30 protein-coding genes, 1 tRNA gene and 2 pseudogenes are annotated in these 25,919 nt (G+C 67.8%); 10 read left to right on the top strand and 23 right to left on the bottom strand.

What is annotated here, in order from left to right:
• Both RMN86_RS17260 and RMN86_RS17265 read left to right on the top strand, forming a co-directional pair.
• Positions 1–558: pseudogene (locus tag RMN86_RS17260) on the top strand (class I poly(R)-hydroxyalkanoic acid synthase); the annotation flags it as partial.
• 185 nt (positions 559–743) lie between these two features.
• Positions 744–1,445: a transposase gene (locus RMN86_RS17265; RefSeq protein ID WP_309607098.1), complete on the top strand. Its 702-nt coding sequence runs from the start codon at positions 744–746 to the stop codon at positions 1,443–1,445.
• 835 nt (positions 1,446–2,280) lie between these two features.
• On the opposite strand, the gene RMN86_RS17270 is transcribed toward RMN86_RS17265, so the two are convergent.
• Positions 2,281–3,132, bottom strand: coding sequence for a hypothetical protein (locus RMN86_RS17270; protein ID WP_309607099.1), 852 nt, complete (start codon positions 3,130–3,132; stop codon positions 2,281–2,283).
• A 160-nt stretch (positions 3,133–3,292) separates the two neighbouring features.
• On the opposite strand from RMN86_RS17270, the gene RMN86_RS17275 reads away from it, so the two are divergent.
• From RMN86_RS17275 to RMN86_RS17290, 4 genes are all read left to right on the top strand, one after another.
• The gene (locus RMN86_RS17275; RefSeq protein WP_309607100.1) at positions 3,293–3,934 is read left to right on the top strand and encodes a hypothetical protein; all 642 of its coding nucleotides are present in this window, start codon (positions 3,293–3,295) and stop codon (positions 3,932–3,934) included.
• A gap of 98 nt (positions 3,935–4,032) precedes the next feature.
• Positions 4,033–4,359 carry a PadR family transcriptional regulator gene (locus RMN86_RS17280; RefSeq protein ID WP_309607101.1) on the top strand — a complete coding sequence of 109 codons (327 nt, stop codon included), beginning with the start codon at positions 4,033–4,035 and terminating at the stop codon, positions 4,357–4,359.
• Positions 4,356–4,934: an HAAS signaling domain-containing protein gene (locus RMN86_RS17285; RefSeq protein ID WP_309607102.1), complete on the top strand. Its 579-nt coding sequence runs from the start codon at positions 4,356–4,358 to the stop codon at positions 4,932–4,934. Before RMN86_RS17280 ends, RMN86_RS17285 begins: the two co-directional genes overlap by 4 nt.
• Positions 4,934–5,746: a GIN domain-containing protein gene (locus RMN86_RS17290; RefSeq protein WP_309607103.1), complete on the top strand. Its 813-nt coding sequence runs from the start codon at positions 4,934–4,936 to the stop codon at positions 5,744–5,746. The genes RMN86_RS17285 and RMN86_RS17290 overlap by 1 nt, the downstream gene beginning before the upstream one ends.
• A 15-nt stretch (positions 5,747–5,761) precedes the next feature.
• Here the strand turns inward: RMN86_RS17290 and msrB are convergent, their stop codons facing one another.
• The 7 genes from msrB to RMN86_RS17325 all read right to left on the bottom strand — a co-directional run bounded on the left by msrB (position 5,762) and on the right by RMN86_RS17325 (position 10,663).
• Positions 5,762–6,244, bottom strand: coding sequence for a peptide-methionine (R)-S-oxide reductase MsrB (gene msrB / locus RMN86_RS17295; protein ID WP_309607104.1), 483 nt, complete (start codon positions 6,242–6,244; stop codon positions 5,762–5,764).
• A gap of 39 nt (positions 6,245–6,283) precedes the next feature.
• Positions 6,284–6,736: a GNAT family N-acetyltransferase gene (locus tag RMN86_RS17300; RefSeq protein WP_309607105.1), complete on the bottom strand. Its 453-nt coding sequence runs from the start codon at positions 6,734–6,736 to the stop codon at positions 6,284–6,286.
• Positions 6,733–7,710, bottom strand: coding sequence for an N-acetyl-gamma-glutamyl-phosphate reductase (gene argC / locus RMN86_RS17305; RefSeq protein WP_309607106.1), 978 nt, complete (start codon positions 7,708–7,710; stop codon positions 6,733–6,735). Before argC ends, RMN86_RS17300 begins: the two co-directional genes overlap by 4 nt.
• A gap of 84 nt (positions 7,711–7,794) precedes the next feature.
• Entirely contained in the window at positions 7,795–8,286 is a 492-nt protein-coding gene (rpsI, locus tag RMN86_RS17310) for a 30S ribosomal protein S9 (protein ID WP_309607107.1), read from the bottom strand.
• Between the two features lie 2 nt (positions 8,287–8,288).
• On the bottom strand, positions 8,289–8,762 hold the full coding sequence (gene rplM / locus RMN86_RS17315) for a 50S ribosomal protein L13 (protein ID WP_309607108.1): 474 nt from the start codon (positions 8,760–8,762) through the stop codon (positions 8,289–8,291).
• A 158-nt stretch (positions 8,763–8,920) separates the two neighbouring features.
• Entirely contained in the window at positions 8,921–9,538 is a 618-nt protein-coding gene (locus tag RMN86_RS17320) for a cytochrome P460 family protein (protein ID WP_309607109.1), read from the bottom strand.
• Between the two features lie 93 nt (positions 9,539–9,631).
• On the bottom strand, positions 9,632–10,663 hold the full coding sequence (locus RMN86_RS17325) for a COX15/CtaA family protein (protein WP_309607110.1): 1,032 nt from the start codon (positions 10,661–10,663) through the stop codon (positions 9,632–9,634).
• Positions 10,664–10,784: 121 nt separating this feature from the next.
• Here RMN86_RS17325 and RMN86_RS17330 point away from each other — a divergent pair, with 121 nt between their 5' ends.
• Both RMN86_RS17330 and RMN86_RS17335 read left to right on the top strand, forming a co-directional pair.
• On the top strand, positions 10,785–10,982 hold the full coding sequence (locus RMN86_RS17330; protein WP_309607111.1) for a DUF2842 domain-containing protein: 198 nt from the start codon (positions 10,785–10,787) through the stop codon (positions 10,980–10,982).
• A 54-nt stretch (positions 10,983–11,036) separates the two neighbouring features.
• A tRNA-Pro gene (locus RMN86_RS17335) sits at positions 11,037–11,113 on the top strand.
• 64 nt (positions 11,114–11,177) lie between these two features.
• Here the strand turns inward: RMN86_RS17335 and RMN86_RS17340 are convergent.
• The 6 genes from RMN86_RS17340 to RMN86_RS17365 all read right to left on the bottom strand — a co-directional run bounded on the left by RMN86_RS17340 (position 11,178) and on the right by RMN86_RS17365 (position 15,144).
• Positions 11,178–11,549 (bottom strand): MerR family transcriptional regulator, encoded by a 372-nt coding sequence (locus RMN86_RS17340; RefSeq protein ID WP_309607112.1) that lies wholly within the window; start codon positions 11,547–11,549, stop codon positions 11,178–11,180.
• 13 nt (positions 11,550–11,562) lie between these two features.
• Positions 11,563–11,865, bottom strand: a complete 303-nt coding sequence (locus RMN86_RS17345) for an integration host factor subunit alpha (protein WP_309607113.1) — start codon at positions 11,863–11,865, stop codon at positions 11,563–11,565.
• 100 nt (positions 11,866–11,965) lie between these two features.
• The gene (locus RMN86_RS17350; protein WP_309607114.1) at positions 11,966–12,946 is read right to left on the bottom strand and encodes a beta-ketoacyl-ACP synthase III; all 981 of its coding nucleotides are present in this window, start codon (positions 12,944–12,946) and stop codon (positions 11,966–11,968) included.
• Complete coding sequence (gene plsX, locus RMN86_RS17355) at positions 12,943–14,019, bottom strand: phosphate acyltransferase PlsX (RefSeq protein ID WP_309607115.1); 1,077 nt, start codon at positions 14,017–14,019, stop codon at positions 12,943–12,945. The genes RMN86_RS17350 and plsX overlap by 4 nt, the downstream gene beginning before the upstream one ends.
• Positions 14,020–14,104: 85 nt before the next feature.
• On the bottom strand, positions 14,105–14,617 hold the full coding sequence (locus tag RMN86_RS17360) for a DUF177 domain-containing protein (RefSeq protein ID WP_309607116.1): 513 nt from the start codon (positions 14,615–14,617) through the stop codon (positions 14,105–14,107).
• On the bottom strand, positions 14,614–15,144 hold the full coding sequence (locus tag RMN86_RS17365) for a ubiquinol-cytochrome C chaperone family protein (protein WP_309607117.1): 531 nt from the start codon (positions 15,142–15,144) through the stop codon (positions 14,614–14,616). Before RMN86_RS17365 ends, RMN86_RS17360 begins: the two co-directional genes overlap by 4 nt.
• A gap of 105 nt (positions 15,145–15,249) precedes the next feature.
• Here RMN86_RS17365 and RMN86_RS17370 point away from each other — a divergent pair, with 105 nt between their 5' ends.
• Positions 15,250–15,753, top strand: a complete 504-nt coding sequence (locus RMN86_RS17370; RefSeq protein ID WP_309607118.1) for an outer membrane protein assembly factor BamE — start codon at positions 15,250–15,252, stop codon at positions 15,751–15,753.
• A 105-nt stretch (positions 15,754–15,858) separates the two neighbouring features.
• Here RMN86_RS17370 and RMN86_RS17375 read toward each other — a convergent pair whose 3' ends face one another.
• Both RMN86_RS17375 and RMN86_RS17380 read right to left on the bottom strand, forming a co-directional pair.
• Positions 15,859–18,009: a sodium-translocating pyrophosphatase gene (locus RMN86_RS17375; RefSeq protein ID WP_309607119.1), complete on the bottom strand. Its 2,151-nt coding sequence runs from the start codon at positions 18,007–18,009 to the stop codon at positions 15,859–15,861.
• Between the two features lie 175 nt (positions 18,010–18,184).
• Positions 18,185–18,586, bottom strand: a complete 402-nt coding sequence (locus tag RMN86_RS17380) for a hypothetical protein (protein ID WP_309607120.1) — start codon at positions 18,584–18,586, stop codon at positions 18,185–18,187.
• Positions 18,587–18,727: 141 nt separating this feature from the next.
• Between RMN86_RS17380 and RMN86_RS17385 the strand changes: the two genes are divergently transcribed.
• Positions 18,728–19,750: a retroviral-like aspartic protease family protein gene (locus RMN86_RS17385; RefSeq protein WP_309607121.1), complete on the top strand. Its 1,023-nt coding sequence runs from the start codon at positions 18,728–18,730 to the stop codon at positions 19,748–19,750.
• A 7-nt stretch (positions 19,751–19,757) separates the two neighbouring features.
• Here RMN86_RS17385 and RMN86_RS17390 read toward each other — a convergent pair whose 3' ends face one another.
• From RMN86_RS17390 to RMN86_RS17420, 7 genes and pseudogenes are all read right to left on the bottom strand, one after another.
• On the bottom strand, positions 19,758–21,545 hold the full coding sequence (locus RMN86_RS17390; RefSeq protein WP_309607122.1) for a DEAD/DEAH box helicase: 1,788 nt from the start codon (positions 21,543–21,545) through the stop codon (positions 19,758–19,760).
• Between the two features lie 76 nt (positions 21,546–21,621).
• Positions 21,622–22,074: an isoprenylcysteine carboxylmethyltransferase family protein gene (locus RMN86_RS17395; RefSeq protein WP_309607123.1), complete on the bottom strand. Its 453-nt coding sequence runs from the start codon at positions 22,072–22,074 to the stop codon at positions 21,622–21,624.
• A 41-nt stretch (positions 22,075–22,115) separates the two neighbouring features.
• Positions 22,116–23,000, bottom strand: coding sequence for a 3-oxoacyl-[acyl-carrier-protein] synthase III C-terminal domain-containing protein (locus tag RMN86_RS17400; RefSeq protein ID WP_309607124.1), 885 nt, complete (start codon positions 22,998–23,000; stop codon positions 22,116–22,118).
• A 341-nt stretch (positions 23,001–23,341) separates the two neighbouring features.
• Entirely contained in the window at positions 23,342–24,325 is a 984-nt protein-coding gene (gene thiL, locus RMN86_RS17405; protein ID WP_405041362.1) for a thiamine-phosphate kinase, read from the bottom strand.
• Positions 24,285–24,755 (bottom strand): transcription antitermination factor NusB, encoded by a 471-nt coding sequence (gene nusB, locus RMN86_RS17410; protein ID WP_309607126.1) that lies wholly within the window; start codon positions 24,753–24,755, stop codon positions 24,285–24,287. Before nusB ends, thiL begins: the two co-directional genes overlap by 41 nt.
• A pseudogene (gene ribH, locus RMN86_RS17415) lies at positions 24,752–25,218 on the bottom strand (6,7-dimethyl-8-ribityllumazine synthase). Before ribH ends, nusB begins: the two are co-directional and overlap by 4 nt.
• Positions 25,219–25,248: 30 nt before the next feature.
• The gene (locus RMN86_RS17420; RefSeq protein WP_309607127.1) at positions 25,249–25,839 is read right to left on the bottom strand and encodes a riboflavin synthase; all 591 of its coding nucleotides are present in this window, start codon (positions 25,837–25,839) and stop codon (positions 25,249–25,251) included.
• Positions 25,840–25,919 lie beyond the last annotated feature (80 nt).

Here is a 25,919-nt window from a genome sequence, read left to right on the forward strand (position 1 = left end):
ATCTGGTCGTTCTTCGTCTCCAATTACCTGATGGGAAAGGAGCCGAAGCCCTTCGATCTGCTGTTCTGGAACTCCGACCAGACGCGGATGCCCAAGACCCTGCACATGTACTATCTGCGCAGGTTCTACGGCGAGAACGCGCTGGCCAAGGGCGAACTGGTGCTCGACAACGTCCGGCTCGACCTGTCGACGGTGAAGACGCCGATCTATGTCCAGTCCTCGAAGGAGGACCACATCGCCCCGGCACGCTCGGTCTACAAGGGCGCCAGGCTGTTCGGCGGGCCGGTGACCTTCACGCTCGCCGGCTCCGGCCATATCGCCGGCGTGATCAACGCGCCGGCGGCCAACAAGTACCAGCACTGGACCAACGACGCCCTGCCCGACAGCCTGGAGGGCTGGCAGGCCGGCGCCAAGGAAACGCCCGGCTCCTGGTGGCCGCACTGGATCCTCTGGCTGAAGGCCCGCTCCGGCGCCCAGGTCCCCGCCCGCGACCCCGCCAAGGGCAAGCTCAAGGTGCTCGGCGACGCGCCCGGGACCTATGTGAAGGTGAAGAGCTGAGGGCGGCCGTCATCGCCACTACCCCTTGTGGGACTACAGCATTCACACATCTCACCGGAACGGCGGCCCTGTTCCCTTTCGGAACCCTCGCGCAAAGCCCCTCCCCCTTGCGGGGAGGGCCGTTACGGTGACGCTGTATGAAATAGCGGATACGCTGTCCGGAAATCCGGATGGAGGATCCGCCCTTGGCCCGCCTTGCCCGCGTCGTCGTCCCAGGCCTGCCCCACCACGCGACCCAGCGCGGCAATCACCGCGAGGCGGTGTTCTTTGGCGACGATGATTACCGCGCCTATTTGGACCTGATCGCCAACGCGGCCCGGGCGTCGGGCACAGAGGTCTGGGCCTACTGCCTGATGCCCAACCATGTGCATTTCATCATGACCCCCAGCCATGCCGATGGCCTGCGCGCCACCTTCGCCGAGGCGCACCGGCGCTACAGCGCCCGCATCCATGCCCGGCTGAAACTGACCGGCCATCTGTGGCAGGGCCGGTTCAGCTCCACGGCGATGGATGAGCGCCACCTGATCGCCGCCGCCCGCTATGTGGCGATGAACCCGGTGGCGGCGGGCATGACCCGGCGGGCGGCGGACTGGCCGTGGTCGAGCGCGGCGGCGCACCTGGCCGGGACCAACGATGCAGTGGTGACGGTCGCGCCGTTGCTGGGGCGAATCCCCGACTTCGCCGGGCTGCTGGCCGGCGCCGAGGACGAGGTGGCGGTGCGAGCCCTGCTCGGATCGCGCACCACAGGCCGGCCCATCGGCGCGGCGGACTGGGTCGAGCACCTGGAAGCCCGCACCGGCCGCACCTCGGCGCCGGGCAGGCGTGGGCCCAAGGTCAAGGCGCCGCTGGAGCCGGAGGGCGGGCTATTTCATACAGTGTTACCGTAACTCCGAGTCATCAATTACCATCGAGTGTGAAATGCATTCGCGCTTCGAAGAAGGCGCGGCAGGCAATGTTAGTCGGCGGGCACGCTCTCAGATACATAACGTATACAGTGGCTCTCTGCTCCATTGCGGTATCGATAAGCGTTTCATATTCATTGACTATAACAGGCTGGTTGGGGTGCTCGGCTTCCACTGCCTTGGCAAAGGGTTGGCGCGCGTCATCGCACGAACGGCGCGCTGCCTGCGCTACAACCGGAGCGTCCTCCCTAGATGCCGAGAGGAACGCGGCAGCCCTCATCACACAAGCTCTGTAGGGCGCGATCAGGGCGCCGCTGGACAGGTTCTCCGCTGCCGCGGTGACCGGCAGGAAGAGGACCAACAGAACTGCAACCCGCTTGATGTGACTTGCCTCCTTTTGAAGCTTGGCCTTGCGGCGAACTGTTTGGGTTACGGTGACGCTGTATGAAATAGCTCATCTGTTCCGCTCTCCCAATCACTGCGGAATCTATTTCATACAGTGTTACCGTAACCCCATATGTGTGAACTTTTGTCCAGTCACTCGACCCTCTGGCACTACGTCGGTTTGAAATTACTCTCCGCTAAAATATACTGAGCGGCCCGGCCTTTAGCAAAGATGAGTGCTGGCGGCCCGACAAGTCGGGAGATTCGCAGCCGTCTGAAAGATCAGGCGAGGCCGCAGTGATCGGCATAACCGCCATGGCCGCAAGCCAGATGGCTCCGGCGGCGACCGCCGCCCAACTCAACACTCGACTGAGCCGACATAATCCGGTCGGGTTCGCCTTGGTGTCGGTAGACCAGAAAGTGGCGCATAGTCATTTCACCCGCGACTGTGCTCCCTCAGGCATTCTATCTCAGCTTGGCTCACCATTGGTTCCTTGTATGCGGTATATTTGGTATCTATCGCAACTATGTCCGGCTCGCCCACGCCTAGCGGCGTGTCTTTGAAGTCGTAGGTGGCCCACTTGTTCGCCGTGAACTCCGCCCACACGTCACCGTACAGCGGCTTAGCCCAAAGGCGAATGTCGCCGTCCAAATGACCCTGCTTGATGGCGCTCAGCGCCGCGTGAATATTGCCGCGGCCCGCCAAAACCACTTCAACCCGATTTAGCCCCCACTCGCGGGTGCACCAGTAGGCGACTGCCTCGCCAAGAGCCTTATCGCGCCGCGCCTCAATGGCCGGCGAGGGCACGGCGGCGGCGTAGTACTTGAGGAAGAGGGGAAGGTCTGCCCGTTTGACCGATGGGTCGGATATGAATCCTCGCCAGTGTTGGCGACCGTCGCTGGATGGCCAAGCTTGGCGACTATCTATGTACTTGAGCGGCTCCAGCGGAAAGCCTCGTTCCCGGCGAGCATAGAAGCCGCCGATGCCATCGTCAGCAGCCGTTCCGATATGGGCAGCAGCGTTGGCGGTGATGCTGGAGAACGGCCTGTGATCCTGGAGGATGGCGCGGAGACCGGCCGGCGCGTGCTTATAGAGCCATGTCGCAGCCTCATCGAGAGAGACGTATTCGGACTCGTCTCCGCTGGTGCCGACAATGGACATCTTGGGCTTCCGTTCACGCCACAGATGCCTTCCGGCTCCGATACCTGCGAAAGCGAACAGCGCCAAACCGGCAATAAAGCCGGCCTCCTGTAGCCGTTCAGAGAACACGCCCGCGAACGCGCTCATCAGACCGAGCCCGCCCGTGGCTGCGTATTTGTGCCACCAGGGCAACCGACTGAACCAGTCCATATGACCGTCAATACCTAGATTTCGGTCGGAAGGGGATATGTACGGTCTGTGGCACATCAGCCTTGACAACTCGTTCTGGTTATGTTCTTATTTGCCGGTGACCGAGATCCTCGACCCTCCCAGCATGGCCGACCGCCATGCCTTCGGCCTGCAGCGGCTGGCGGAGCTCAGCGGCAAACTCGTCGAACAGGCCTATATGCGCGCGGTCCGCGCCGACGAGCCTGAGGAAAAGGACAGGGCCGGCCTGGTGTTTGACCGGCTGGCCCGGGGGTATCGGCTGACCGTGGCGCTGGAAGCCCGGATGGCCCGCGATCTGCGGCGCGAGGCGCGCGAGGTCGTCGAGCGTGAGACGCAGGCCAGGCCGCCGCGCGCGGCTGACGGCCCGCGCCCCGGGCGAGCGTCCGTCCCTTGCGAAATCGACCAGGAGGACGAGGCCGACCTCGAAGTCTCCGACCAATCGCTTGGTATCCGCCTGAAGGACCTCTCTCACCTGCTGGAGGCCAGGGCCGACCTGCTCGACCCGGATGGCCAGCAGCGCGCCGCCCTGGCTGAGGTCGCCGCCTGGTGGGCTGTCGGCCAGCCCCAGACACCCTGCGCCCAGACACCCGACAACGCGGCGGCCAGCGGCAAGACGTCCCGGCGACCGCGATCCGCGGGCACGTCGCGCGACTTGCCTGTCCGATCCCCGGAGACTCCGCCCTCCCCGTCCCCCATGGCCGTCTGGCGCGGATCCGGCTGACCCGTCCGTCACCCGAAACCTTACTAACGTTTAATGCACGCTACCTTGCACCGCCCACTACCTTGCGATAGGTCTTGGGCTCGCAAGGAGGCGCCGACGTGCCGGAAGCCATCGAAATCCAGCTGAAGAAGGGGGCGCTCGAACTCTGCGTGCTCGCCCTGCTCTCGCAGCATGACAGCTATGCCTATGAGATCGCCAGCCGCCTGTCCGACAGCATCGGCATGGGCGAAGGCACCATCTATCCGCTGATGCGCCGCCTGCAGACCGACCGGCTGGTGGAAACCTATCTGGTGGAATCCTCCTCCGGCCCGTCGCGCAAATACTACCGCCTGACCGAGGTCGGCAAGGCGAGCTTCACGTCACAGAAATCCGCCTGGAAGTCGTTCTCCGGCGCGGTGCAATCCATTCTTGGAGGGGCGAAATGACCCGTCAGGCGTTCATGGCCCGGCTGCGGGAGGGTCTTCGCGGCCTGCCCCCGTCCGCCCAGGCCGACATCGTCGCCGACTATGAGACCCACTTCACGGAGGGCCAGGCCGCCGGCCGCAGCGAGGCCGATGTGGCCGCGGCGCTGGGCGATCCTGGTCGGCTGGCCCGTGAGCTGCGCGCCGAGGCGGGCCTGAAGCGCTGGGAAGAGGAGCGAAGCGCCTCGGCCGGCGCCTCGGCGGTCTTCGCGGTGCTGGGCCTGGGCGCCCTCGACATCCTGGTGCTGCTGCCGATCCTGATGGGCGTCGGCGGGGCGATCTTCGGCATCGGCGTGGCGGTGATCGCGGTGTTCTTCGCCGGCGGCGTGGTGTTCGCCGCCGGTCCGTTCACCGGCATACCCGGCGGCCCGGCCGTGGCGCTGCTGGCGGGCCTGGGCCTGATGACCGGGGCGACCTCGGTGGGCGCGGTCCTGGCCATCGTCTCGATCGGCCTGGTCAATGCGCTGGTCTGGTACGGGCGCCTGCACTACCGGCTGCTGAAGCCGGCCCTTGAACCGCAAAGCCTGGGAGGCGTGTGATGATCCGCGTGCTGGCAATGATCGCCGTGACCGGCTTCCTGGTCTCGATCGTCACCCTGTCCACCGCCGTCGCCATCGGTGGGCCCGAGGCGCTGAGCGACGGCGCCTGGGGCCGCTGGGGCCCCTGGGCGAGCGGCAACTGGTCGGTGGACGGAAGTCGCTGGGGCCGCCATGGCCTGCGCTGGGACGGCGAAATCGGCCCGCAGGCGACCCGCGAAATGGCCTGGACCGGCGGCGAGACTCTCGAGGTCGATGTGCCGGCCGACATCACCTACACCCAGGCCCCCGGCCCCGGAAAGCTGATCGTCACCGGGCCGAAGCGCGCGGTCGAGGCGCTGCGGCTGACCAACGGGACCCTGGCGTTTTCCGGCCGCCATCATGGCTGGTCGCAGGTCAGCATCGTGATGACCGCTCCGGCCGTCCGCCGCTTCGACCTGCGCGGCTCCGGCGACCTGGCCATCGTCGACTACAGGCAGGACAAGCTCAGCCTCGACCTTTCCGGCTCGGCCGACGTCAGCGCCAAGGGCGAGGCGCGCGCGGTGGATCTGGTGGTCTCCGGCTCGGCCGACGCCGACCTGTCGGGCCTGAAGGTGACCGACGCGCAAGTCGAGATCAGCGGCTCTGGCGGGGCGACGCTGGCCCCCACCGGCAAGGCCCGGCTCGACATCTCCGGATCCGGAGAGGTGACCCTGCTCAGCCGCCCCACCAGCCTGGACAGCAACGTCTCGGGCTCCGGCAGCATCCATCAGCGGGACGAAGGCGCCCCGGCTGCGCCCCCCGCGCCGCCCGCCAAGCCCAGCAAGCGCCTGTAGAGCGGGCGCCTGACTTCAGGCGGGGATGAACTTCAGCGCCACGCCGTTGTTGCAATAGCGCAGACCCGTCGGCCGGGGGCCGTCATCGAAGACGTGCCCCTGGTGTCCCAGGCATTGGGCGCAGTGATATTCGTTGCGCGGAATGCCGATCTTGAGGTCGATCTTCTTGGCCAGCGCGCCGGGGATGGCGGTGTAGAAGCTGGGCCAGCCCGTGCCGCTCTCGTACTTCCAGTCGGACTTGAACAGCGCCAGGCCACAGCCCAGGCAGGCGAAGGTCCCCTTGCGGTGCTCGCCCAGCAACGGGCTCGATCCCGGCCGCTCGGTGTCCTCGCGGCGCAGCACCTCATAGGCGGCGCCCGGCAGGCGTTTCTTCCAGTCGCCGTCGGCGAGTTTGCGGAAGGCGGACGCGGCATAGGGGTCGGCCGCGGCCAGGGCCAGGCCGGGGACGGCGGTGGCCAAGGCCGTGGCCATCAGGAAGTTGCGGCGGGAAAGGCTCATGGTGCTCATGCCTCGAATACGTGCGCGCGACGGCGAAAGTTACAAGCCCGGACAGGTCCGGTCAGGCCGCCATTCATAGCAGACGTCCGGCGTCTTTTCCTCATTGCCCTCGCCGTCCGTGAACTGGACGGCCGCGAAACCGCGGTCCTCATAGAACTTACGGGCGCGGCTTTGCTGAAAGGTCCAGAGGCGTCGCGGCTGTCCATCGGCCAGGACATGCGCCAGCAGCGCGCTGCCCACACCCTGCCCGTGGCGGTCCGGGCGGACATAGAGTTGGTTGATCCAGTCATCCGTGAAGACGATGTAGCCGGCGACCTCTCCCTCGATCTCGGCAAGCCAGGCCTGGGCATTGGGCAGCACCTCGCCGGCCATCCAGCCGGTCGCCTCCTCGACGGTGTGCAACTGGGGCAGAAAGGTCAGCGTCCGCATGGCCGCGATGTGCAGCGTCCCCATCGCCGCCGCGTCCGCCACCGCCGCGCGGCGCAGGATCAAAGACCCGCGCCCTCTTCCAGGCCCAGCATCAGGTTGAGGTTCTGCACCGCCGCGCCCGACGCCCCCTTGCCGAGATTGTCCAGCAGGGCCACGAGGCGGACCTGGCTTGCATCGGCGCTGGGGAAGACGAACAGCCGCATGCGGTTCGTACCGTTCAAGGCCTCGGGATCGAGGGCGGCGACATAGCCCCCCGCCCCGGCGCGCACGCGCGCGAGTTCGGCGCACTCGGCTTGGCTCGCCACCTCGACGAAGCGCTCCCCGGCATAGGCTGCTTCCAGGGCCGCGCGCAGGTCTTCGGGGCTGGGCTGGCCGGGCAAGGCCCACAACGCCAGCGGAACCTCGACGATCATCCCCTGGGCATAGCGCCCCACCGACGGCGCGAACACCGGCGGATGGACCAGGCCCGCGTGGGTCTGCATCTCCGGCAGGTGCTTGTGGGCCAGCGACAGGCCGTAGACGCGAAAGGCGTCGTTCGTGCCCTGCGGCGCCGGCGCCTCGAACTCGGCGATCAGCCCCTTGCCGCCGCCCGAATAGCCAGAGATCGCGTTGACGGTCAGCGGGAAGTCCGCCGGGACCAGGCCCGCCGCCACCAGGGGCCGCAACAGGCCGATGAAGCCGGTGGGATAGCAGCCGGGGTTGCTCACCCGCGTCGCGCCGGCGATGGCCGCCCGCTGACCCGCCGCCATCTCGGCGAAACCATAGGTCCAGTCGGGCGACGTGCGGTGGGCCGTCGAGGCGTCGACGATGCGCACGCGGTTGGACGTGACCAGCGCCACGGCCTCACGCGCCGCGTCATCCGGCAGGCACAGCACGACGGCGTCGACGCCGTTCAGCAGCTCGGCGCGGGCGTCAGCGTCCTTGCGCCGCGCGGGATCGATGGAGACGATCTCGAGGTCGGCGCGGTCGGCCAGCCGCTGGCGGATCTGCAGGCCGGTGGTTCCGGCTTCGCCATCGATGAAGACTGTGTGCGCCATGACGTGAGGGTCCAGACAAAGAGAAAGGGCGCTCCGGTTTCCCGAAACGCCCTGTCCGAAACGCGCGTTTTCGCGGCTTCGCTTTTAGCGCTTCGAGAACTGGAAGCTGCGTCGGGCCTTGGCCTTGCCGTACTTCTTGCGCTCGACCACGCGGCTGTCGCGGGTCAGGAGGCCATGCGGCTTCAGGACCGCGCGCAGGCCCGGCTCGTAATAGGTCAGGGCCTTGGAGATGCCGTGACGGATCGCGCCGGCCTGGCCGGAGAGGCCCGAGCCCTGCACGGAGACGATCACGTCGAACTGTCCGGCGCGGTCGGCCAGGTCCATCGGCTGGGCGATCATCATCCGCAGCACGGGACGGGCGAAATAGATCTCCTGGTCGCGGCCGTTGATGGTGATCTTGCCCTTGCCGGGCTTGATCCAGACGCGGGCGATGGCGTTCTTGCGCTTGCCGGTGGCGTAGGACCGACCCTGGGCGTCGACCTTGCGCTCGTGAACGACGACGTCCTCGGCCTGGGTGCCCAGGCCCTTGAGGGCGTCAAATCCAGTGGCTTGGACGGGGGTGACAGCTTCCGACATGCTCAGGCGCTCCGCACGTTCTTGGCGTTCATTTCGGCGAACGCGATGGTCTCGGGGTTCTGGGCGGAATGCGGATGCTCAGGGGCGTTATAGATGCGCAGGTGGGTCAGCTGCTTGCGGGCCAGCGGGCTTTCCTTGGGCAGCATGCGCTCGACGGCCTTTTCCAGCACGCGCTCGGGGAAGCGGCCGTTCAGGATGGCGCCGGCGGTGCGCTGCTTGACGCCGCCCGGGTGGCCGGTGTGCCAGTAGTAGATCTTGTCGGTGAGCTTCTTGCCGGTGAACTTCACCTTGTCGGCGTTGACCACGACGACGACGTCGCCGCAGTCGACGTTGGGCGTGTAGTCGGCGCGATGCTTGCCGCGAAGACGCTTGGCGATGAAGGTCGCGAGACGGCCGACCACGGCGTTCTCGGCGTCGATCACGATCCACTTCTTCTCGACCTCGGCGGGCTTCAGCGAAGCCGTGGTCTTCATCATGGGAAATTCATCCGGATATTGCCGAAGCGAGGAGGCCCCGGCGTGAGCGGGCGGATATGCGGTCTTGAGGCGCCGATGTCAAGCCGGTTCGCGCGCACCTATGTCACGAAAGTCGTACAAAATCCGAAGGTTAGGGATATGGTATCTCAATACCGTACCTATTTGACCTGTGCGGCGGCCTTTTCCTCGGCCAGATAGCCGGCGCTCAGCGTCTTCATCTCCCGGGCGCGCGGCAGCAGCGTCGGGTAGAACTGGACGAAGGTGGTGTCCACGGCGGCGTGCTGTTCGTGGCAGACGTTGCATTGCGAGGTCTGCGGCAGCGCCGTGCTCGGCCCCTCTCCGTTGAACGGGAAGAAGGCCCAGCCGCTCTTGAAGCGGGCGGTGTCCTTGACGTGGGTCTCGATGCCGAGCCGGGCGGTCTGGAAATTGCCCTTCTTGTTGATCGAGCCCCGCCCCTCGCCCTTGCGAACCTCAAGCACGAAGATGGTCTTGTCTGGCCAGGTCCCGGTGCGTTGATAGGCATCGTAGGCGGCGCGATCGACGAACACATTGTCGAACATGTGCATGTCGGCCATTCCGGGGTTCTCGACATAGGCCATGTCCATGCCGCTCGAGAGATAGACCCAGGTCCGGTAATCCTTGGGGAATACCAGCTTGCCGTCGGCGGTGTAGGTCACGGGCGGAGCGGCGGCCGGCTGGGCTTGCGCGACAGTCGATGTCCCCAGGCTTCCGGCCAAGGCCAGGACCACGGCACAGGTTTCAAGGCGCGATGGCATCGGGATCCTCAACTCAAGTTAGGCTCCAGTCATGAGCTAGGCCGTTGAGTGGTGCAATGACTAGGAAACCTCGTTTCCAGCCATCATTCGCGATCAGACCCTCCGCACCCGCCAGGCGAACGCGGCGCCCAGACAGAGCAGCAGGGCCGCCGTGAGCTGGTGGGCCACCCCCAGGCTCAGCGGCACGCGGGTCATCAGGGTCACGACGCCGAGCCCGACCTGCACCAGAACCAGGGCGGCGACGGCCGCGGCCAGGACCTTGGACGGCGCCGGCAGATAGCGCGAGCGCCAGGCCCCGAGCCCGGCCGCCAGCGCGGCCAGCGTCAACAGATAGGCGACCAGCCGGTGGTGCAACTGCACCGCCCCCTGGCTGTGCGCCAGCGTCGCCCACAGGCCCGGCCCGGCGTAGTCCCGCGGCAGCAGATCGCCGGCGAACAACGGCCAGTCGTTGTAGACCAGCCCGGCCTGATTGCCGGCCACCAGGGCGCCCAGCAGGATCTGCAGGTAGATCAGGCCCAGCAGCCCCAGCGCCCGGCCGCCCCAGGGACTGGGCAGGGTCTGGCGGGCCGACCCCGCCCACGCGTCCAGCGCCGTCCAGACCAGCGCGCCCAGGAGCGCGAAAGCCAGGCCCAGGTGGAGCATGAGCCGCTCCGGGGCGACCGAGACCCGCACAGACAGGCCGCTCGACACCATCCACCAGCCGACCACCGGCTCCAGCGCGCAGAGCAGGATGATCGCGGCCATCTGGCTCCACAGACGCCGCGGGATCTGCCGGCGAAGGGCGAACCAGGCGAAGGGGGCCAGAAAGGCCACGCCCAGCAGCCGCGCCAGCAGCCGATGCGCCCATTCCCAGGCGTAGATGAAGCGGAACTGCTCCAACGTCATGGTCGGGTTGACGAAGCGGAACTGCGGGATCGCCCGGTAACGCGCGAACTCGGCCTGCCAGTCGGCGGCGCTGAGCGGCGGCAGGGCGCCGGCAATCGGTTTCCATTGGGTGATCGACAGCCCCGACCCGGTCAGGCGGGTGGAGCCGCCCACCACGACCATGGCCAGCACCAAGGCCGCCACGACGACCAGCCAGATCGCCACGGCGCGGGAGCGGTCGGATCGCAGGAACGAGGTCATGGGTCGGCTTGACGCGCTATCTGGGCTGAACTTGGGCGGGTGCGCCTGGGCGGGGACCTACGCCGGAACGCCCGTTCCGTCCACGCTTCCGATCGGGCCCGGGCGGGGGTAAGGACGGAAGATGAGCCTCCGCGTCCGCAAGCTGATCGGCCTGGTCGGTATCCTGGTCTTCATCCTGGCCTACATGGGGCTGATGATCCGCGCCGCCCAGTACGTCCCCGACCACGGCCCCTGGCAGTTCATCTTCTACGCCCTGGCCGGCGTCAGCTGGGGGATCCCCATCCTGCCGATGATCAGCTGGATGAACCGGGGGCGTTAGAGGGTTGCGGCGAGGATCATCGCCCGCCTATAAGGCGCGCTCGCCGCGAGGCGTCGGAGCGTAGCGCAGCCTGGTAGCGCACTTGACTGGGGGTCAAGGGGTCGCAGGTTCAAATCCTGTCGCTCCGACCATCTCGGCGATCATTTCCCCCAATCCATGATCGTCATGGCCGTCACGCTGGTCGGCCAGGAAGAATTAGATGTTCAGCAGGGCGTCCAACCGCTGTTTGGCGGTTTCGAGATCGCGGAGGGCCTCATGGAGGCCGGCGCCACGCGGCGAGGCCGGCGAGGCCGCCCTGCCCTCGCCCGCGCTCAACAGCCGGCGCAGGCCCTCCTCACGGTGCAGGCGTTGGACACCCTTGAGGGTGTAGCCCTCGTCGTGCAGCAGGCGGCGGACGCCGCGCAGGATGGCGATGTCGGAGGGCCGGTAGAACCGCCGGCCGCCCGCCCGCTTCATCGGCCGGATGAAGGCGAACTTGGTTTCCCAGAACCGCAGGACGTGTTGCGGCACGCCGAGCTCGCCAGCCGCTTCGGAGATGGTCCGAAAGGCTTCGGGGCCCTTGGCCATGCCTAGGCCACCGTCACCGCAGCAGGGCGCGGTCGACCCGCGCCTTCATGACCTGGGACGCGCGAAAACCGATCACCCGGCGCGGTTCGATAGCCGCGGGCTCACCGGTCTTGGGGTTGCGGCCCATGCGCGCGCGTTTGGCGCGGACCTGGAAGACGCCAAAGCCCGACAGCTTGACCTGATTGCCCTCTTCGAGGGCGACGGCCATCAGCTCGAGAATCCGTTCGACCAACTCGGAGCAGTCCTGGCGCGTCAGGCCGACGTCCTCGTGGACCGCCTCACACAGGTCGGCTCGCGTCACCGTCGCGCCCTTCATGCTGGCCCATTCCCCTTCACGAACCCGTCACCGTCTCCTGATTGTCCTATCCGCTCAAAGACTTCAAGCGCCAGATTGTGGATCGCGTTCGAGCCGGCCCCTAAAGCCGCAGAACGCATGCGCCCCAGGTCAGGCCGCCGCCCATCGCCTCGAGCAGCAGCAGTTGGCCAGGCTTGATCCGCCCGTCGCGGACGCCCTGGTCCAAGGCCAGAGGAATCGACGCCGCCGAGGTGTTGGCGTGGCGATCGAGGGTGGTGATCACCTTGTCCTCGTCGATGCCCAGCCGCCGGGCCACCCCCTGCAGGATGCGCAGATTGGCCTGATGCGGCACGAACCAATCGACGCTGGCGACTTCGACGCCGGCATCGGCGGCCGCGGCGGTCACCGCCTCGGAGATGTTCACCACGGCGTGGCGGAACACCTGGTTGCCCTGCATCCTGAGCTTGCCCACCTGGCCGTTGGTGGACGGTCCGCCATCCACATACAGTAGGTCCTGCTTGGTCCCGTCGGCGCGCAGGGCAAAGCCAAGCAGGCCGCGATCGGCCGTGGTCCCCTCGCCGGCCATCGGCTCGACGACGACCGCGCCGGCCCCGTCCCCGAACAGCACGCAGGTCCCCCGGTCGCTCCAGTCCATCAGGCGAGTCATGGTCTCCGCCCCGATCACCAGGGCGCACTTCGAGCGGCCCCGCGCGGTGAATCCATCGGCCACCGACAGCGCGTAGACGAAGCCGGAACAGACCGCCTGGACATCGAAGGCGATGCCCACCGGGCAGCCCAGCTTGCGCTGGACGATGGTGGCGACCGCCGGGAAGATCAGGTCGGCGGTCGTGGTGGCGACGATGATCAGATCGACATCGCCAGGGGTCCGGCCGGCGGCCTCCAGAGCCCGGCGCGCGGCGGCCACGGCCAGGTCCGAAACCGGTTGATCGTCGGCGACCTGATGACGCTGGCGGATGCCGGTGCGCTCGACGATCCAGGCATCGGAGGTGTCGACGACCTTGGCCAGGTCGTCGTTGGTCACCACGCGCTCGGGCAAGTATCCCCCGACGCCGGTCACCACGCTGCGCAGGACCTGCGTCACGCGGAGGGCCCGGGCTGATCGGTGGGCGCGATCTCGTCGGACGGCGCGGCCTCAGCCAGCGCAGCGGGCAGCCGGCGCATGTTGCGCTCGATCTCCGCGGCGAAGTCGCTACCGGCGAGGTCCACCGCCAACTGAATGGCCTGGGCGAAGTCGCGGTCGCTGGCCCCGCCGTGGCACTTGAGCACGATGCCGTTGAGGCCCAGCAATGGCGCGGCGGGTGTCGGGCTGAGGCGGTCGCGGAACCGGCGCAACGCGGGCCTAGCCAACATGGCGCCAAGGCTGGCCCCCAGGTCCGACGCCAGGGCGGTGCGCAGCTCGGCGGTGATGAACCGCGCCGCGCCCTCCATGGCCTTCAGCGCCACATTGCCGGTGAACCCGTCGGTCACCACCACATCGACGGCGCCCAGGGTGATGTCGTCGCCTTCGACGAAGCCGCGATAGTCCAGGTCGATCTTGCCTTCGCGCAGCACCCGGTGGGCCTCGCGGACCTCCTGGTGACCCTTCATCTCCTCGGACCCGACGTTTAGCAGGCCGACCGTCGGCCGGGGCACGCCATGGGCGGCGCGGTGGAAGGCCTCGCCCATGATGGCGAACTCCACCAGCCGCTCGGCGTCGCAGTCGATGTTGGCGCCCGCGTCAAGGAAGGTGGTTACGCCGCGCGGCGTCGGCATTCCGGTGACCAGCGCCGGACGCTCCAGGTCGGCGGCCATTCGCAGGATCAGCTTTGAGATCGCCACCAGGGCGCCGGTGTTGCCGGCCGAGACCGCGGCATGGGCCTGCCCCTCGCGGATCGCCTCGACGGCGTTCCACATGGAGGTGCCCTTCCCCCTGCGCAGCGCCTGTGCTGGCTTCTCGTCCATCGCGATCACGCGCTCGGAATGGCGGATCTCGACCCGTCCGGCGGCGGCCGTGTGTCGCGCCAGGGCCGCGGCGATGGTGGCTTCGTCGCCGTGCAGCAGGAACCTCACCGAGCCCGGAAGCGCGGCGATCGCACGCACCACCGCCGGGATCACCACGGGCGGGCCGTGGTCGCCGCCCATGGCGTCGATCGAGATTACCAGGGGTTGGGTCAAGGCGGCGCTTTGTCCTACGACGGGTCCCGCCGGATTCGCGGGCGACGATAGCGCCCGGGCCCGGCGATGGGAACAGCCGCGGCGTTCAGGGTTTCGGCTCGCGCAGCGCCTTTAGCACCGCGAAGGGCGATTCGGGCTCGGCGTCGGGGGTGTAATTGAAGGCGGCGCCGGGTTTGCGGGCGAAGGGATCGATCTCCAGCGCCAGGTGCTCCACCAGATAGTTCGCCAGATCCAGGGTGTCGCCGGCCAGCACATCGGGCGGATCCGGCGCCTCAGGATCGTAGTCGACCTCGCCCCCCTCGGCGTCGGGCGACTGCGGGCTGCCGGCCGGCACCGCGCGGACGGAGATTTCGCCGCGCAGCGGGTGGGTGAACGGTTCCAGTGACACCGCGCAGATCTGTTCCACCACGGCGTCGAATCGTCCGTCGATCTCCACCCCGTCCATCCAGGGCGTCAGCGTCAGCTGGGCGGTGAGCTCCGGCAGCGACTCCAGGCCCAGGTCGCGGGCGATCTGTGCCCGCGCCGCGGCGTCGGGCTCCAGGCGCACGGTTCTGGGGATTTCATGCAGCCGCACCGGCGCGGTCCAGGGCGTCGTCATGTCGGCGTCCAGTCAACCTCGCCGGCCAGCAGGCGCTCAAGCGGCTGAGCCGCCAGGGCGTCGCGGGTGGCCAGGACGTAAGCGACCAACCCGGGAGCGGCCGCGCCGTCCGTCTCGGCGTAGATCGTGCGGGTAAGCAGCGCCTGCAACGGTCCGGCATCCGGCAGGTTGACGAAGGCCGCGTCATAGGATTTTCCGCGCCCATAGAGGGCTTCGCCCAGCTTGCGCATCTTGCGGCCCACCGCCAGGTCGCCCACGCCCATCTCGCGAAGGGCGTGGTCCAGGCTTGTCACAAAGGTGTCGAACAGGCTCTGGGAGACCTCCGTGGCCAGCTCGCCGTGGCCACGCAGCCGGTCGAGCAGCAGGACCAGATGCAGGCTGTAGGCCTCGAACCGGCCCTCCACCGTGTCGGGCACGCCCAGCTCAGCATAGAGAGCGCGCCCGCGAGACTGGTCCACGACGCGGGCATAGAGCGCCCGGCCAACCGCCAGAGCGGGCCGCGGTCGCAACAGACGGTCCAGCAACATGACGCCTCGATTTCGCCCGATCCGGCCCATAAAGCCGCATTGAACTAAGGGGCGGCGAGCGATAGGTCAAAGCCCACCTCGTGCAAAGCAGGTTTCAAGCCGCCTATGTCCTCACGAACCGCCGTCGCAATCTTCGCAACCGCCTTGCTGGCCTCGACCGCGAGCGCGCTGTCGTCCTGCGCGCCGATCACCAGCTATTCCGGATTCCAGGCGATCGAATCCGATCCCAAGGACGTCAAGGTGGGCGCCGACACCAAGTCCACGGTCCGCGCCCGGCTTGGCTCACCCTCGGCCACCTCGACCTTTGACCCCAATGTCTGGTTCTACATGAACCAGCTCAAGGCCCGGGTGGCCTTCAGGCGCCCGGAGGTGATCTCGCGCAACGTCACCGCGATCACCTTCAACAAGGACAGCGAGCTGGTGGAGAGCGTCAACGTCTACACGCTCAAAGACGGCAAGGTGATCGCCTTCAACGGCCGCGAGACGCCCACCCGCGGGCGCGAGTTGACCGTCATGGAACAGCTTCTTGGCAACGTCGGCCGCGGGTCCATGCTGCCGCGCGAGGACGAAAGCGTCCCCGGAAACCGCCCGGGCGACCAGCGGAACTGAGCACGAAGCGACTTCTCCCCCGCAGGCGGGGATCCAGCCAAACCCGACTCAAAAACGCCCCGGAGATCGCTCTCCGGGGCGTTCCTGATTCGGCGGCTCCGCCGACTATTGCGCCGCCAGCACCGCGAGCAGCAGCAGGGCGACGATGTTGGTGATCTTGTTCATCGGGTTCACCGCAGGGCCCGACGTGTCCTTGTAGGGATCGCCGACCGTGTCGCCGGTCACGGCGGCCTTGTGAGCGTCAGAGCCCTTGCCGTGCAGCACGCCGGCTGCGTCGGTGAATCCTTCCTCGATCACCTTCTTGGCGTTGTCCCACGCGCCGCCGCCCGAGGTCATCGAGATGGCCACGAACAGGCCCGTGACGATCACCCCCATCAGCATCGCGCCGACGCAGGCAAAGGCGTCGACCTTGCCGGCGATGGCGTTGATGACAAAGAACAGCGCGATCGGCGAGACCACCGGAAGCAGCGAGGGGATGATCATTTCCCGGATCGCCGCCTTGGTCAGGATGTCCACGGCGCGGCCGTATTCCGGCTTCACCTCGCCGGTCATGATGCCGGGGTTCTCGCGGAACTGCCGCCGGACCTCGACCACCACCGACTGGGCGGCGCGGCCGACAGCGGTCATTGACATGCCCCCGAACAGGAACGGCAGCAGACCGCCAAACAGCAGGCCCACGACGACGTAGGGGTTGGAAAGATCGAAGGCCACCGGGCCCAGGCCGTCGAAGAACGAGCCCGGCGTGGCGTTGGCCGCGAAGAACTTCAGGTCTTCGGTATAGGCGGCGAACAGCACCAGCGCGCCCAGGCCGGCCGAACCGATGGCGTAACCCTTGGTCACCGCCTTGGTGGTGTTGCCGACCGCGTCGAGGGCGTCGGTGGTGACCCGGACTTCCTTAGGAAGACCGGCCATTTCAGCGATGCCGCCGGCGTTGTCGGTGACCGGACCGAAGGCGTCCAGCGCGACCACGAAGCCGGCCAGCGACAGCATCGCGGTGGTGGCGATGGCGATGCCGAACAGGCCCGCCAGGTTATAGGTGACGATGATCCCGACGATGATCACCAGGGCCGGGGCCGCGGTGGATTCAAGGCTCATGGCCAGGCCCTGGATCACGTTGGTGCCGTGGCCGGAGACCGAGGCCTGGGCCACCGACCTCACCGGGCGGAAGTTGGTGCCGGTGTAGTACTCTGTGATCATCACGATCAGAGCCGTGATCACCAAGCCCACCATGGAGCAGGCGAACAGAGACGTGGCGTTGAAGGTCTTTTCCAGCGGCGTGCCGGCGTTGACCGTCAGATCGCCAGTCACCAGCGACGGGATCAGGAACCAGAGCGCGATGGCCGACAGGACGCCGGTGACGATCAGGCCTTGATAAAGGGCGCCCATGATTGAGCCGCTCTTGCCAAGGCGCACGGCGAAGGTGCCGACGATCGAGGTGATGATGCAGACGCCGCAAATGGCAAGCGGCAGCAGCATGACGTTGCCCAGCAGCGCCGAGCCGCCGAAAAAGATCGCCGCCAGCACCATGGTGGCGACCGTGGTCACCGCATAGGTCTCGAACAGGTCAGCGGCCATGCCGGCGCAGTCGCCGACGTTGTCGCCGACGTTGTCGGCGATGGTCGCGGCGTTGCGCGGGTCGTCTTCGGGGATGCCGGCTTCGAGCTTGCCGACGAGATCCCCGCCGACGTCGGCGCCCTTAGTGAAGATGCCGCCGCCCAGGCGGGCGAAGATCGAGATCAGCGAGGCGCCGAAGCCCAGCGAGACCAGGCCGTTGATGACGTGGCGGTCAGCCGGGGCCAGGCCTTGAGGACCGGTCAGGAAGGCGTAGTAGCCGGCGACGCCGATCAGGGCGAAGCCCGCCACCAGCAGGCCGGTGATGGCGCCGGAAGTGAAGGCGAGCTTCAAGCCCTTGGCCAGGCTCTCCGAGGCGGCCTGGGCGGTCCTGACGTTGGCGCGAACCGAAATCAGCATGCCGGCGAAACCGGCCGCGCCCGAAAGCACGGCGCCGATCAGGAAGCCGGCGGCGGCGTAGGCGCCGATCAGGACGTAGAGCGCGACCAATACGACAACGCCAACAATGGCGATGGCGGTGTATTGCCGCTTCAGATAGGCCTGCGCGCCCTCCTGGATGGCGGCGGCGATCTCTTGCATCCGCGCGTTGCCGGGCGAGGCCCGAAGCAGCGTTGCGGTCTGCACGGCGCCGTACAGCACGGCCAAAAGCCCCGCCCCGACCACCAGCATCAGTATGGAATTCATTTCGAGCGCACCCCTTTACGATCGCGCGGAGGGGGAACGACGGCCGCCGTGCGACCGCATCGGGTTCCCAGCCCCATGTTTGCCCCGAGACGGGCGCGCCCTCATAGCGCCCCGAACAAGGGCCGGGAAAGTGCCAAACTTGGCTCGCGGGCGCAACCTGCCCCGCGGAGGGTGCTCAGGGATGGTCCGCGGCCACCGGTCTGGGCGGCATCACGCGCCGTTGCGGACTCTGCGAAGTGACCACGACGGAGCTGATCATACCCGGCCCGGCAATGGCGGCGGCATCGCGCAGCAGCGCCGCGTTCAGCTTCACCTCATCGACCTTCTGCCAGTCGCCAGCCAGGACGAACGGTGTCTTGTGGCCATCGCGCACCAGGGCGTCTCGGAAGGCCGGCTCCTTGTCGCGCAGCCGCTGCAGATCGGCGCTGCGCGTCAGGTTGAGGCGCACGTAGACGAAGACGTAGTTGACTAGGCGGTCCTGGACGATGATCGGCAGGCCCACCGGCTGCAGGTCGAGATACTGGCCCACCTGCGACAGGGCGGATGTTTCCGCGGCGTGGGCGGCAGTGGCCAGCAACAAGGGCGCCGCGAGACTCGCAAGGTTTCTGAACATTCCGCGCAGCCTAGCCGGCCTCTGGTTTCCACAAGGTTGCGCGACCGTGACCGCGCCGGCGCAAGGTGATAGGGTCGGCCATCAGGAAAGCGTGGACCTCAGACAATGAGACTCCCGACTCGACGACAAGCCGCCGCAGGGCTGTTGTTCGCCGCCGGCATCGGCGCCCCGCTGGCGCGAGCCTGGGCGCAGTCGGCCCCCCGCGAGCCGAGGGGTGCGGACCTGAATGGCCAGGAGCCGAGGGTCGAGCAGCCGGCCATCGCCGAGGAACCGGCGACGCAGATCGACACCGGCCGCGACCGGTATGAACACATGCTGGCCCCGGTCAGCGTCAATGGTCAGGGGCCGTTCCAGTTTCTCATCGACACCGGGGCCAACGCCTCCTGCATCTCACGCGACCTCGCCCAACGTCTGTCGCTCACGGCGCTGCCGCCTGGCCAGGTCCACACCGCGGTCGGCGTGCGCGAACGTCCCAACGTCCTTATTGAACACCTGCGGGTCGGCGACCTTAGCCGCAGGGGCGTCCACGCCCCGGCCATGCCGTTCGGCAAGGGTGTCGACGGCGTGCTGGGTGTCGATTGGCTGAAGGGCCAGAGGCTCGAACTGGGCTTCAGGGCCAGGAGCCTGGCCATCACCCGCTCACGACCCGACGCCGCCGGCGAGGGCGCCGTGATCGTTCCCGCCCGTCGACGGCTTGGCCAGTTGACGATCGTCGATGCCGATCTCGGCGGCCAGCGAATCAACGCGATGATCGACTCCGGATCGCAGGCGACGATTTGCAACGCCGCCCTGCGCAATCTGGTGAACGCGGGCGAACGCCAGCACGGCGGCGCGCCGACGACGCACCCGGTAACCCTGGAGACCCTGGCTGGCGAGTCGTTCGAGGGGGAGATGATCTATCTGCCGTTCATGCGGCTGGGCGGTCTGCATCTGGGCAATGTGCCGGTGGTCTATGCCAACATGCACATCTTCGACCTCTGGGACCTCCAGTCCGCGCCGGCCGTGGTGCTGGGCATGGATGTGTTGACCCAGTTTGATAGCGTGGCGCTCGACTTCGGCCGCTCGCAGGTCCGCTTCGACATCAGCCAGACAGCCACCGCGGCGGCGAAACCCGCCGGCGCGACCTGACTCTCGCCTAGATCGGCCGCCGGAAGGGCTTGCCGCCCTTCGGATTCGCGCCGGGCGCTCGCGGGCCTGACGGCCTGGGGCCCTGGGACTTCGCTCCATCGCGACGGGGTCCAGCGTCGGGACGCGCTCCACGGGGCCGGTCCGCGGCCGGCGGGGCGGCGGCAGGGTCGATCCGGATATCGCCCTCGGCCGCACCCTTGATGGCCTGTCGGAAGCGGGCTTCGGTCTCCGCGACGATCTCGAACTTGGTTTCGCGATCAAAGATGCGGATCTGGCCGATGTCCTTCTTGGTCACATGCCCCAGGCGACAGATCAGCGGGATGAGCCATTTAGGGTCCGCGTTGTTCTGCCGGCCGATCGGCATGCGGAACCACTCCGCGCCAACCCCGCCGGCGTTGTGGGACGGCGCGGCGCCGGGTTCGCGCATGGGGTCATAGGCGGTTCCACCGCGCGGCTTGGCCGACGGGATCAACTGGCCGGTGTCGCGTGCATCGTCGAACAGGTCCTCCGGCTCCGGCAGGCGCTGGCGGTGCATGCGGATCAGGGCCGCGGCGACCGCTTCGGGGGAGCTGTCCGCCAGGATGCGGCGAGCCAGGACCAGGTCTTCCTCCGACGCGGCTTCCGTCAGGATCGGATCGTCCAACAGCCGCTGCTGGTCCTTGGCGCGGATCTCGTCGGCCAGCGGCGGACCCGACCAGCCGGCGTCGATGCTGGCGGATTCGAACAGCCGCTCGGTGAAGCGGCGCTTGTTGTAGGGCACCACCAGGACGGAGGTGCCTTTCTTGCCGGCTCGGCCTGTGCGGCCACTGCGGTGCAGCAGGCCCGCCTTGTTGACGGGCAGCTCGGCGTGGATCACCAGGCCCAGGTCCGGCAGGTCCAGGCCCCGGGCCGCCACGTCGGTGGCGACGCAGGCCCGCGCGTGGCCGTCACGCAGGGCCTGCAGGGCGTCGGAGCGCTCCTTCTGGGTCATTTCGCCGGAGAGCGCGACGGCCGAGAAGCCGCGCTCGCGCAGGGCGCTGTGCAGGTGCCGCACCCGCTCGCGGGTGTTGCAGAACACCAGGGCCCCGGGACTTTCGAAGTAGCGCAGGAGATTGACCACCGCGTGCTCGATCTCGTTCGGCGCCACCCGGATGGCGCGGTATTCGATGTCGCCGTGCGCCTCATCGCGGCGAAGCGTGTCGATCCGCAGGCTGTCGCGCTGATAGCGGCGGGCCAGCATCGCGATGTCCTTGGCGATGGTGGCCGAGAACAGCAGCGTCCGCCGTTCGGTCGGCGTGGAATCGAGAATTTCCTCCAGGTCCTCGCGGAAGCCGAGATCGAGCATCTCGTCGGCCTCATCCAGGATGACCACCTTCAGACCCGAAAGGTCCAGCGCCGCGCGCTCGATGTGGTCGCGCAGGCGACCGGGCGTTCCGACCACAACGTGGCAGCCGGCCTGCAGCGAGCGGCGTTCGCGCAACGGATCCATGCCGCCGACGCAGGTCACCACCTTGGCGCCCGCGTGGGCGTAGAGCCATTCCAGCTCGCGGCTGACCTGCAGGGCGAGCTCGCGGGTCGGCGCGATCACCAGGGCCAGCGGCGCCACCGCGCGGCCGAACCGCTCAGCCTCGCCCAGCAGGCCGCGCGCGGCGGCCAGGCCGAACGCCACGGTCTTTCCCGAGCCAGTCTGGGCGGAGACCAGCAGGTCCTGGGCGTCCGGGGCCGCCAGGACCGCGGCCTGTACGGGTGTCGGCTCGGCATAGCCCTGTTGCTCAAGGGCTTTTGCCAGCGCGGGGTGGGTCGGGGGGAAGGGCATCACGGTTCCTTGCGTCTGCATGCACGAAACGCAGCGGACGCGGCAAAAGCCCTAGCACAAAGCAGAAGGCAAGCCCTCAGACCGTGGGTGGACGGGCAAGGGCGGCGTTCTCAGCGCCGATTCTGAGCGACAGCACCAACGCATTCAGCAGCGTGAAGACCGCCGCGTAGACGGGCAGCCCAAACACCATGGGCAGCACGGCGATCTCGCCGGCGACCACGGCGTAGTTGGGGTGGGCCAGGAACCGATAGGGTCCCTTGCGCACCAGGGGTTCGTCCGGAAGGACGATGATCCGCGTCGTCCAGCGCGCGCCCAGAGAACCCAAAACCCAGATGCGCAATCCCTGCAGAACCAGATAGGCCGTGAGCCAGGCCGCGCTGACCGGACGCGGCCAGGCGATCGCCCAGAGGCCCATAAGCCAAGCCGTGTGCAGACCAACGATCAGGGGATAGTGATTCGCGCCATACTCGCGGGCGCCCCGGGCCAACAGCCGCCGCGTGTTCCTTCGCGCCAGAACGAGTTCAGCCACGCGTTGCGCTGTCACCAGGGCGAGAATTGCAACCTGGAGCATCACGCAGCGAGAAGGGTGACAGTGCTTGCGGTGAAACCCGGACCCAGCGCGGTAAGGACGGAACGCGGCGCCATGCCCTCCCGCCGGGCGCGATCGAGCACGAACAGCACGGTCGGCGCGGACATGTTGCCATGATCGGCCAGGACGGACCTTTCATGATCCAGCGCGCCCTGCCCCAGATCCAGCGCACCTTCCAACGCCTCGATCACCTTCATGCCGCCCGGGTGACAGACGAACCGGTCGATATCCGGCACACCCAGCCCCTGGGCCGCCAACATCCGATCCATGGCGGGGCGCAGTTTCTTTCGGGCGAAGGGAGGAATGGAGCGGGCGAAGATGACGCCGAGCCCCTCGGGATCAATCCGCCAGCCCATGATGTCGAGCGTATCTGGCCAGGTGTGCTCGCCGACACCCGCGACCTGGGCGAAGCCCGTTTCGCCGGCGCGCAGGATACAGGCCGCGGCGCCGTCGCCGAAAAGGGCCGTGGCGACGATGTCGGCTTTGCTCGGCTCATCCATGCGGAACGCCAGGGAGCAGAGCTCGACGCAGACCAACAGCACGACCGCCCCAGGCTCAGCCCTGGCCAGCCGCGCGGCCAGCGCCAGTCCCGTCGCCCCGCCGGCGCAGCCCAGCCCAAAAACCGGGACGCGGACGGCGTCGCAGCGAAAGCCCAGCCGTCCCATCGCCAGCGCTTCGAGGCTTGGGGTGGCGATTCCGGTCGACGAGACGGTGACGATCGCGTCCACGTCGCACCCCCTCAGACCGGCTTCAGCCAGCGCGCCTTCAGCTGCCGCGACGAACAGGTCCACCGCGCCTTCGACATAGACAGCCATTCGATCCGGCCAGCCGCGCGGCTGCAGGTACCATTCGATGGGCCTGATCATCTGGCGTGTCCGCACACCCGCTGTTGTGAACACAGGGGCCATATGTTCGAAGCCGGGAAAGCGCGGGGCCAGAAGCGCGTTGGCGAGTTCCGACACCTGATCCTGCGGTAAGTCATGCGGCGGCGAGGCTGTGGCGAGGGCGAGGAGTCTCACGGGGTGGGTCATCGGCTATCCGGGAGGCTCCATTGCACCATCTGGCAACACGCCGACCTCGGCCTGGTTCCGGCTAGACCCTGTCCCGGCTGACTTGACTCAAGTCAGCCGGGATAAAACAGGGTCGTCGCCTACATCTGGAGCCCTTCTCCTCCACTCAGGTTGAGCCAACCTGAGTGGGAAGGACTCTAGACGTGACTCCAGCCGCGATCTGAAAGGGTCAGCACGCGTCCAGCGGCCCGCACCTCGACGCCCTCACCCGCCGAGATTTCGCCGATCACGGTGAAGCCCCGCGGCGGCGTCTGGGCAAACGTCGCCACCACTTCGTAGTCGTCCCCGCCCGTCGCCAGCCGGATGAGGCCCAACACGCGATCGGCCTGCCCGGCGAGCCAGCTCGAGCCCGCCAACGAAAGCGGCAGGCGGTCCAGGTTGAGGGAGAGGCGCACGCCACTGGCCCTGGCGACATGCCCCGCATCGGCCACCAGGCCGTCGGAAACATCCGCCGCGGCGGTGGCGTGACGCTGCAAGATATCACGCAGATCGAGCCTTGGGGTCGGCAGGCGGTAGCGGTCGGCCAGCCAGCCACCGGCGTCCTGAATCTCGCCACGCACGGCCGCAAGGCCGAGCCCCCCATCGCCGATCGTCCCGCTGACGGCGACGAGGTTGCCGGGTTCCGCGCCCGCGCGTCGCACCATCGCGCCCTCAGCAACCCAGCCCAGCGCCGTCAGGCTGGCGGTCAAGGGGCCAGGGGTCGACACCGTATCGCCGCCCAGCAGCGCGACGCCGAATGTCCTGAGGTCCTGGGCCAGCCCGGCGGCGAAGGTCTCGCGCTCAGTCGGGCCGAAGGCTTTCGGCCAGGCCACCGCCAGGAAACAGCCGAACGGCTCGGCCGCCTTGGCCGCCAGGTCCGATAGGTTCACCCGCACCAGTTTGCGGGCGATCAGGTCGGGACGCTCGCCTTCGGGGAAATGCACACCCCCGACAATGGCGTCCTTGGTGACCACCAGGTCGAAGCCTGGCCGCTGTGGCACGACGGCGGCGTCATCCAGCAGGTCGAAGGCGCCAGCGACCCCGCCGGTCAGCGGACGGAACAGCCGTTCGATCTCGGAGAATTCGTCAGCAGCCGGTTGCCTAGCGTCGGGCATCTTGGGCGACCGCGTCGAGCGCCCCATTCACGAACCCCGGTTCCGGGCCTTCGAAAAAGGACTTCGCCAGCTCAACATATTCGTCGATCACCACCTCGGTAGGGACGTCGCGGCGATGGATCAGTTCATAGGCGCCGGCGCGCAGGATGGCCCGCGCGGTCGCATCCAGGCGGTCCAGCCGCCAGCCGGAGGCCAGTTTCCGCGCGACGGCCGCGTCAACGGCCTTCTGGTGCTCCACCACCCCGCGCACCAGATCGGCGAAGAAGCCTTCGTCGGCCGTCGCCAGCGGCGACTCGCCATCCTCGGCGTCGCGGTCGAAGCGGTGTTCGGAAAACTCGCGGATAACGGCCTCCGCGCCGACGCTCGAGACTTCCATCTGGTACAGCGCCTGAACAGCGGCCAATCGCGCCACCGAGCGCGCCTGTCTGGGACTCCCGGTCCTGGCGGCTGCCGTCATCGTTTGCCGCCGAGCAATTGCTGGCGCAGGGCGACCATGTCAGGGCCGCCCGCGCCGCGCCGCCGCCCTTGTCGCCCTCGCTGAGTTTCGCCCGCGCCCAGGCCTGGGCCTCGTCCTCGACGGTGAGGATGCCATTGCCGATGCACAGCCGCTTGCCGATGGTCAGTTCCATCAGACCCCGCGCCGACTCGTTGGCGACGATCTCGAAGTGATAGGTCTCGCCGCGGATGACGGTCCCCAGGGCCACATAGCCGTCGTAAGGCGCCGCGCCCGCCGGGCGGTGACCGCCCTCCTCAGCCAGCGCGATGGCCCCCGGGATCTCCAGGGCGCCGGGAACCGTCACCAGCTCATGGGTCGCGCCATAGGCCTCCAGAGCATCGACCGCGCCCTTCAGAAGCTCGTCGGCCAGATCCGAATAGAACCGGGCTTCCACGATCAGGATGCGGATCTGGTCTTGGCTCATCGGGTTCCCTCGGCGTGATCGGGGAAAGCCTTAGGCCGTTTCGCGCCAGCGGGCGAGATAGCGCGCCAGCATGTCGATTTCCAGGTTCACCCGGGAGCCGGACTTCAGCTCGCCGAGTGTGGTCACGTCCCAGGTGTGCGGGATCAGGTTGACGCCGAAGACGTCGTCCTCGATCTCATTTACCGTCAGCGAGACCCCTTCGACGGTGATCGAGCCCTTGGCTGCGATCAAGCGATGCAGCGGCTGTGGGACCCGGATCCGGACCCTGTGCGAGCCTCCCTCGCTCGCCACGGATTCGACGACGCCAATTCCGTCCACATGGCCGGAGACGATGTGGCCGCCCAGCTCATCGCCGACCCTGGCCGCCCGTTCGAGATTGATCCGGCGCCCCTGTTTCCAGTCGGACAGCGTGGTCAGCGACAGGGTTTCGCCCGAGACCTCGACGGCGAACCAGTCCTGGCCCTTCTCCACCACGGTCAGGCAACAGCCGGCGTGGCTGATCGACGCGCCGATGTCGAGGGTGGCCAGGTCGAAGCTCGTCTCGATCTCGAACCGACGGTCGCGGTTGGTGTCGCGCACGCTGCGCACCCGTCCCACGTCGGTGACGATGCCGGTGAACATTCAGGCCCCCTTCTTCGTGACCGGCGCGTAGCGTTCCCAGAGGTCCTCGCCGAGTTGGCTGACCTCCACCCGCCGGAAAT

The sequence above is a fragment of the Phenylobacterium sp. genome (assembly GCF_031360265.1).
GTDB lineage: Bacteria > Pseudomonadota > Alphaproteobacteria > Caulobacterales > Caulobacteraceae > Phenylobacterium.

Bases quoted from the DNA above. Each gene is read 5' to 3' on its own strand.
- argC (WP_309607106.1), bottom strand. From the start codon at position 7,710: ATGGCGCACACAGTCTTCATCGATGGCGAAGCCGGAACCACCGGCCTG.
- RMN86_RS17360 (WP_309607116.1), bottom strand. From the start codon at position 14,617: ATGACGACGCCCTGGACCGCGCCGGTGCGGCTGCATGAAATCCCCAGA.
- RMN86_RS17345 (WP_309607113.1), bottom strand. From the start codon at position 11,865: ATGAAGGGCGCGACGGTGACGCGAGCCGACCTGTGTGAGGCGGTCCAC.
- RMN86_RS17270 (WP_309607099.1), bottom strand. From the start codon at position 3,132: ATGAGCGCGTTCGCGGGCGTGTTCTCTGAACGGCTACAGGAGGCCGGC.
- RMN86_RS17390 (WP_309607122.1), bottom strand. From the start codon at position 21,545: ATGCCCTTCCCCCCGACCCACCCCGCGCTGGCAAAAGCCCTTGAGCAA.
- thiL (WP_405041362.1), bottom strand. From the start codon at position 24,325: ATGGGGCGCTCGACGCGGTCGCCCAAGATGCCCGACGCTAGGCAACCG.
- RMN86_RS17330 (WP_309607111.1), top strand. From the start codon at position 10,785: ATGAGCCTCCGCGTCCGCAAGCTGATCGGCCTGGTCGGTATCCTGGTC.
- nusB (WP_309607126.1), bottom strand. From the start codon at position 24,755: ATGACGGCAGCCGCCAGGACCGGGAGTCCCAGACAGGCGCGCTCGGTG.
- RMN86_RS17320 (WP_309607109.1), bottom strand. From the start codon at position 9,538: ATGCCATCGCGCCTTGAAACCTGTGCCGTGGTCCTGGCCTTGGCCGGA.
- RMN86_RS17365 (WP_309607117.1), bottom strand. From the start codon at position 15,144: ATGTTGCTGGACCGTCTGTTGCGACCGCGGCCCGCTCTGGCGGTTGGC.
- RMN86_RS17375 (WP_309607119.1), bottom strand. From the start codon at position 18,009: ATGAATTCCATACTGATGCTGGTGGTCGGGGCGGGGCTTTTGGCCGTG.
- rpsI (WP_309607107.1), bottom strand. From the start codon at position 8,286: ATGTCGGAAGCTGTCACCCCCGTCCAAGCCACTGGATTTGACGCCCTC.
- msrB (WP_309607104.1), bottom strand. From the start codon at position 6,244: ATGAGCCTTTCCCGCCGCAACTTCCTGATGGCCACGGCCTTGGCCACC.
- RMN86_RS17385 (WP_309607121.1), top strand. From the start codon at position 18,728: ATGAGACTCCCGACTCGACGACAAGCCGCCGCAGGGCTGTTGTTCGCC.
- RMN86_RS17290 (WP_309607103.1), top strand. From the start codon at position 4,934: ATGATCCGCGTGCTGGCAATGATCGCCGTGACCGGCTTCCTGGTCTCG.
- RMN86_RS17420 (WP_309607127.1), bottom strand. From the start codon at position 25,839: ATGTTCACCGGCATCGTCACCGACGTGGGACGGGTGCGCAGCGTGCGC.
- RMN86_RS17325 (WP_309607110.1), bottom strand. From the start codon at position 10,663: ATGACCTCGTTCCTGCGATCCGACCGCTCCCGCGCCGTGGCGATCTGG.
- RMN86_RS17400 (WP_309607124.1), bottom strand. From the start codon at position 23,000: ATGATCAGGCCCATCGAATGGTACCTGCAGCCGCGCGGCTGGCCGGAT.
- RMN86_RS17370 (WP_309607118.1), top strand. From the start codon at position 15,250: ATGTCCTCACGAACCGCCGTCGCAATCTTCGCAACCGCCTTGCTGGCC.
- RMN86_RS17340 (WP_309607112.1), bottom strand. From the start codon at position 11,549: ATGGCCAAGGGCCCCGAAGCCTTTCGGACCATCTCCGAAGCGGCTGGC.
- rplM (WP_309607108.1), bottom strand. From the start codon at position 8,762: ATGATGAAGACCACGGCTTCGCTGAAGCCCGCCGAGGTCGAGAAGAAG.
- RMN86_RS17285 (WP_309607102.1), top strand. From the start codon at position 4,356: ATGACCCGTCAGGCGTTCATGGCCCGGCTGCGGGAGGGTCTTCGCGGC.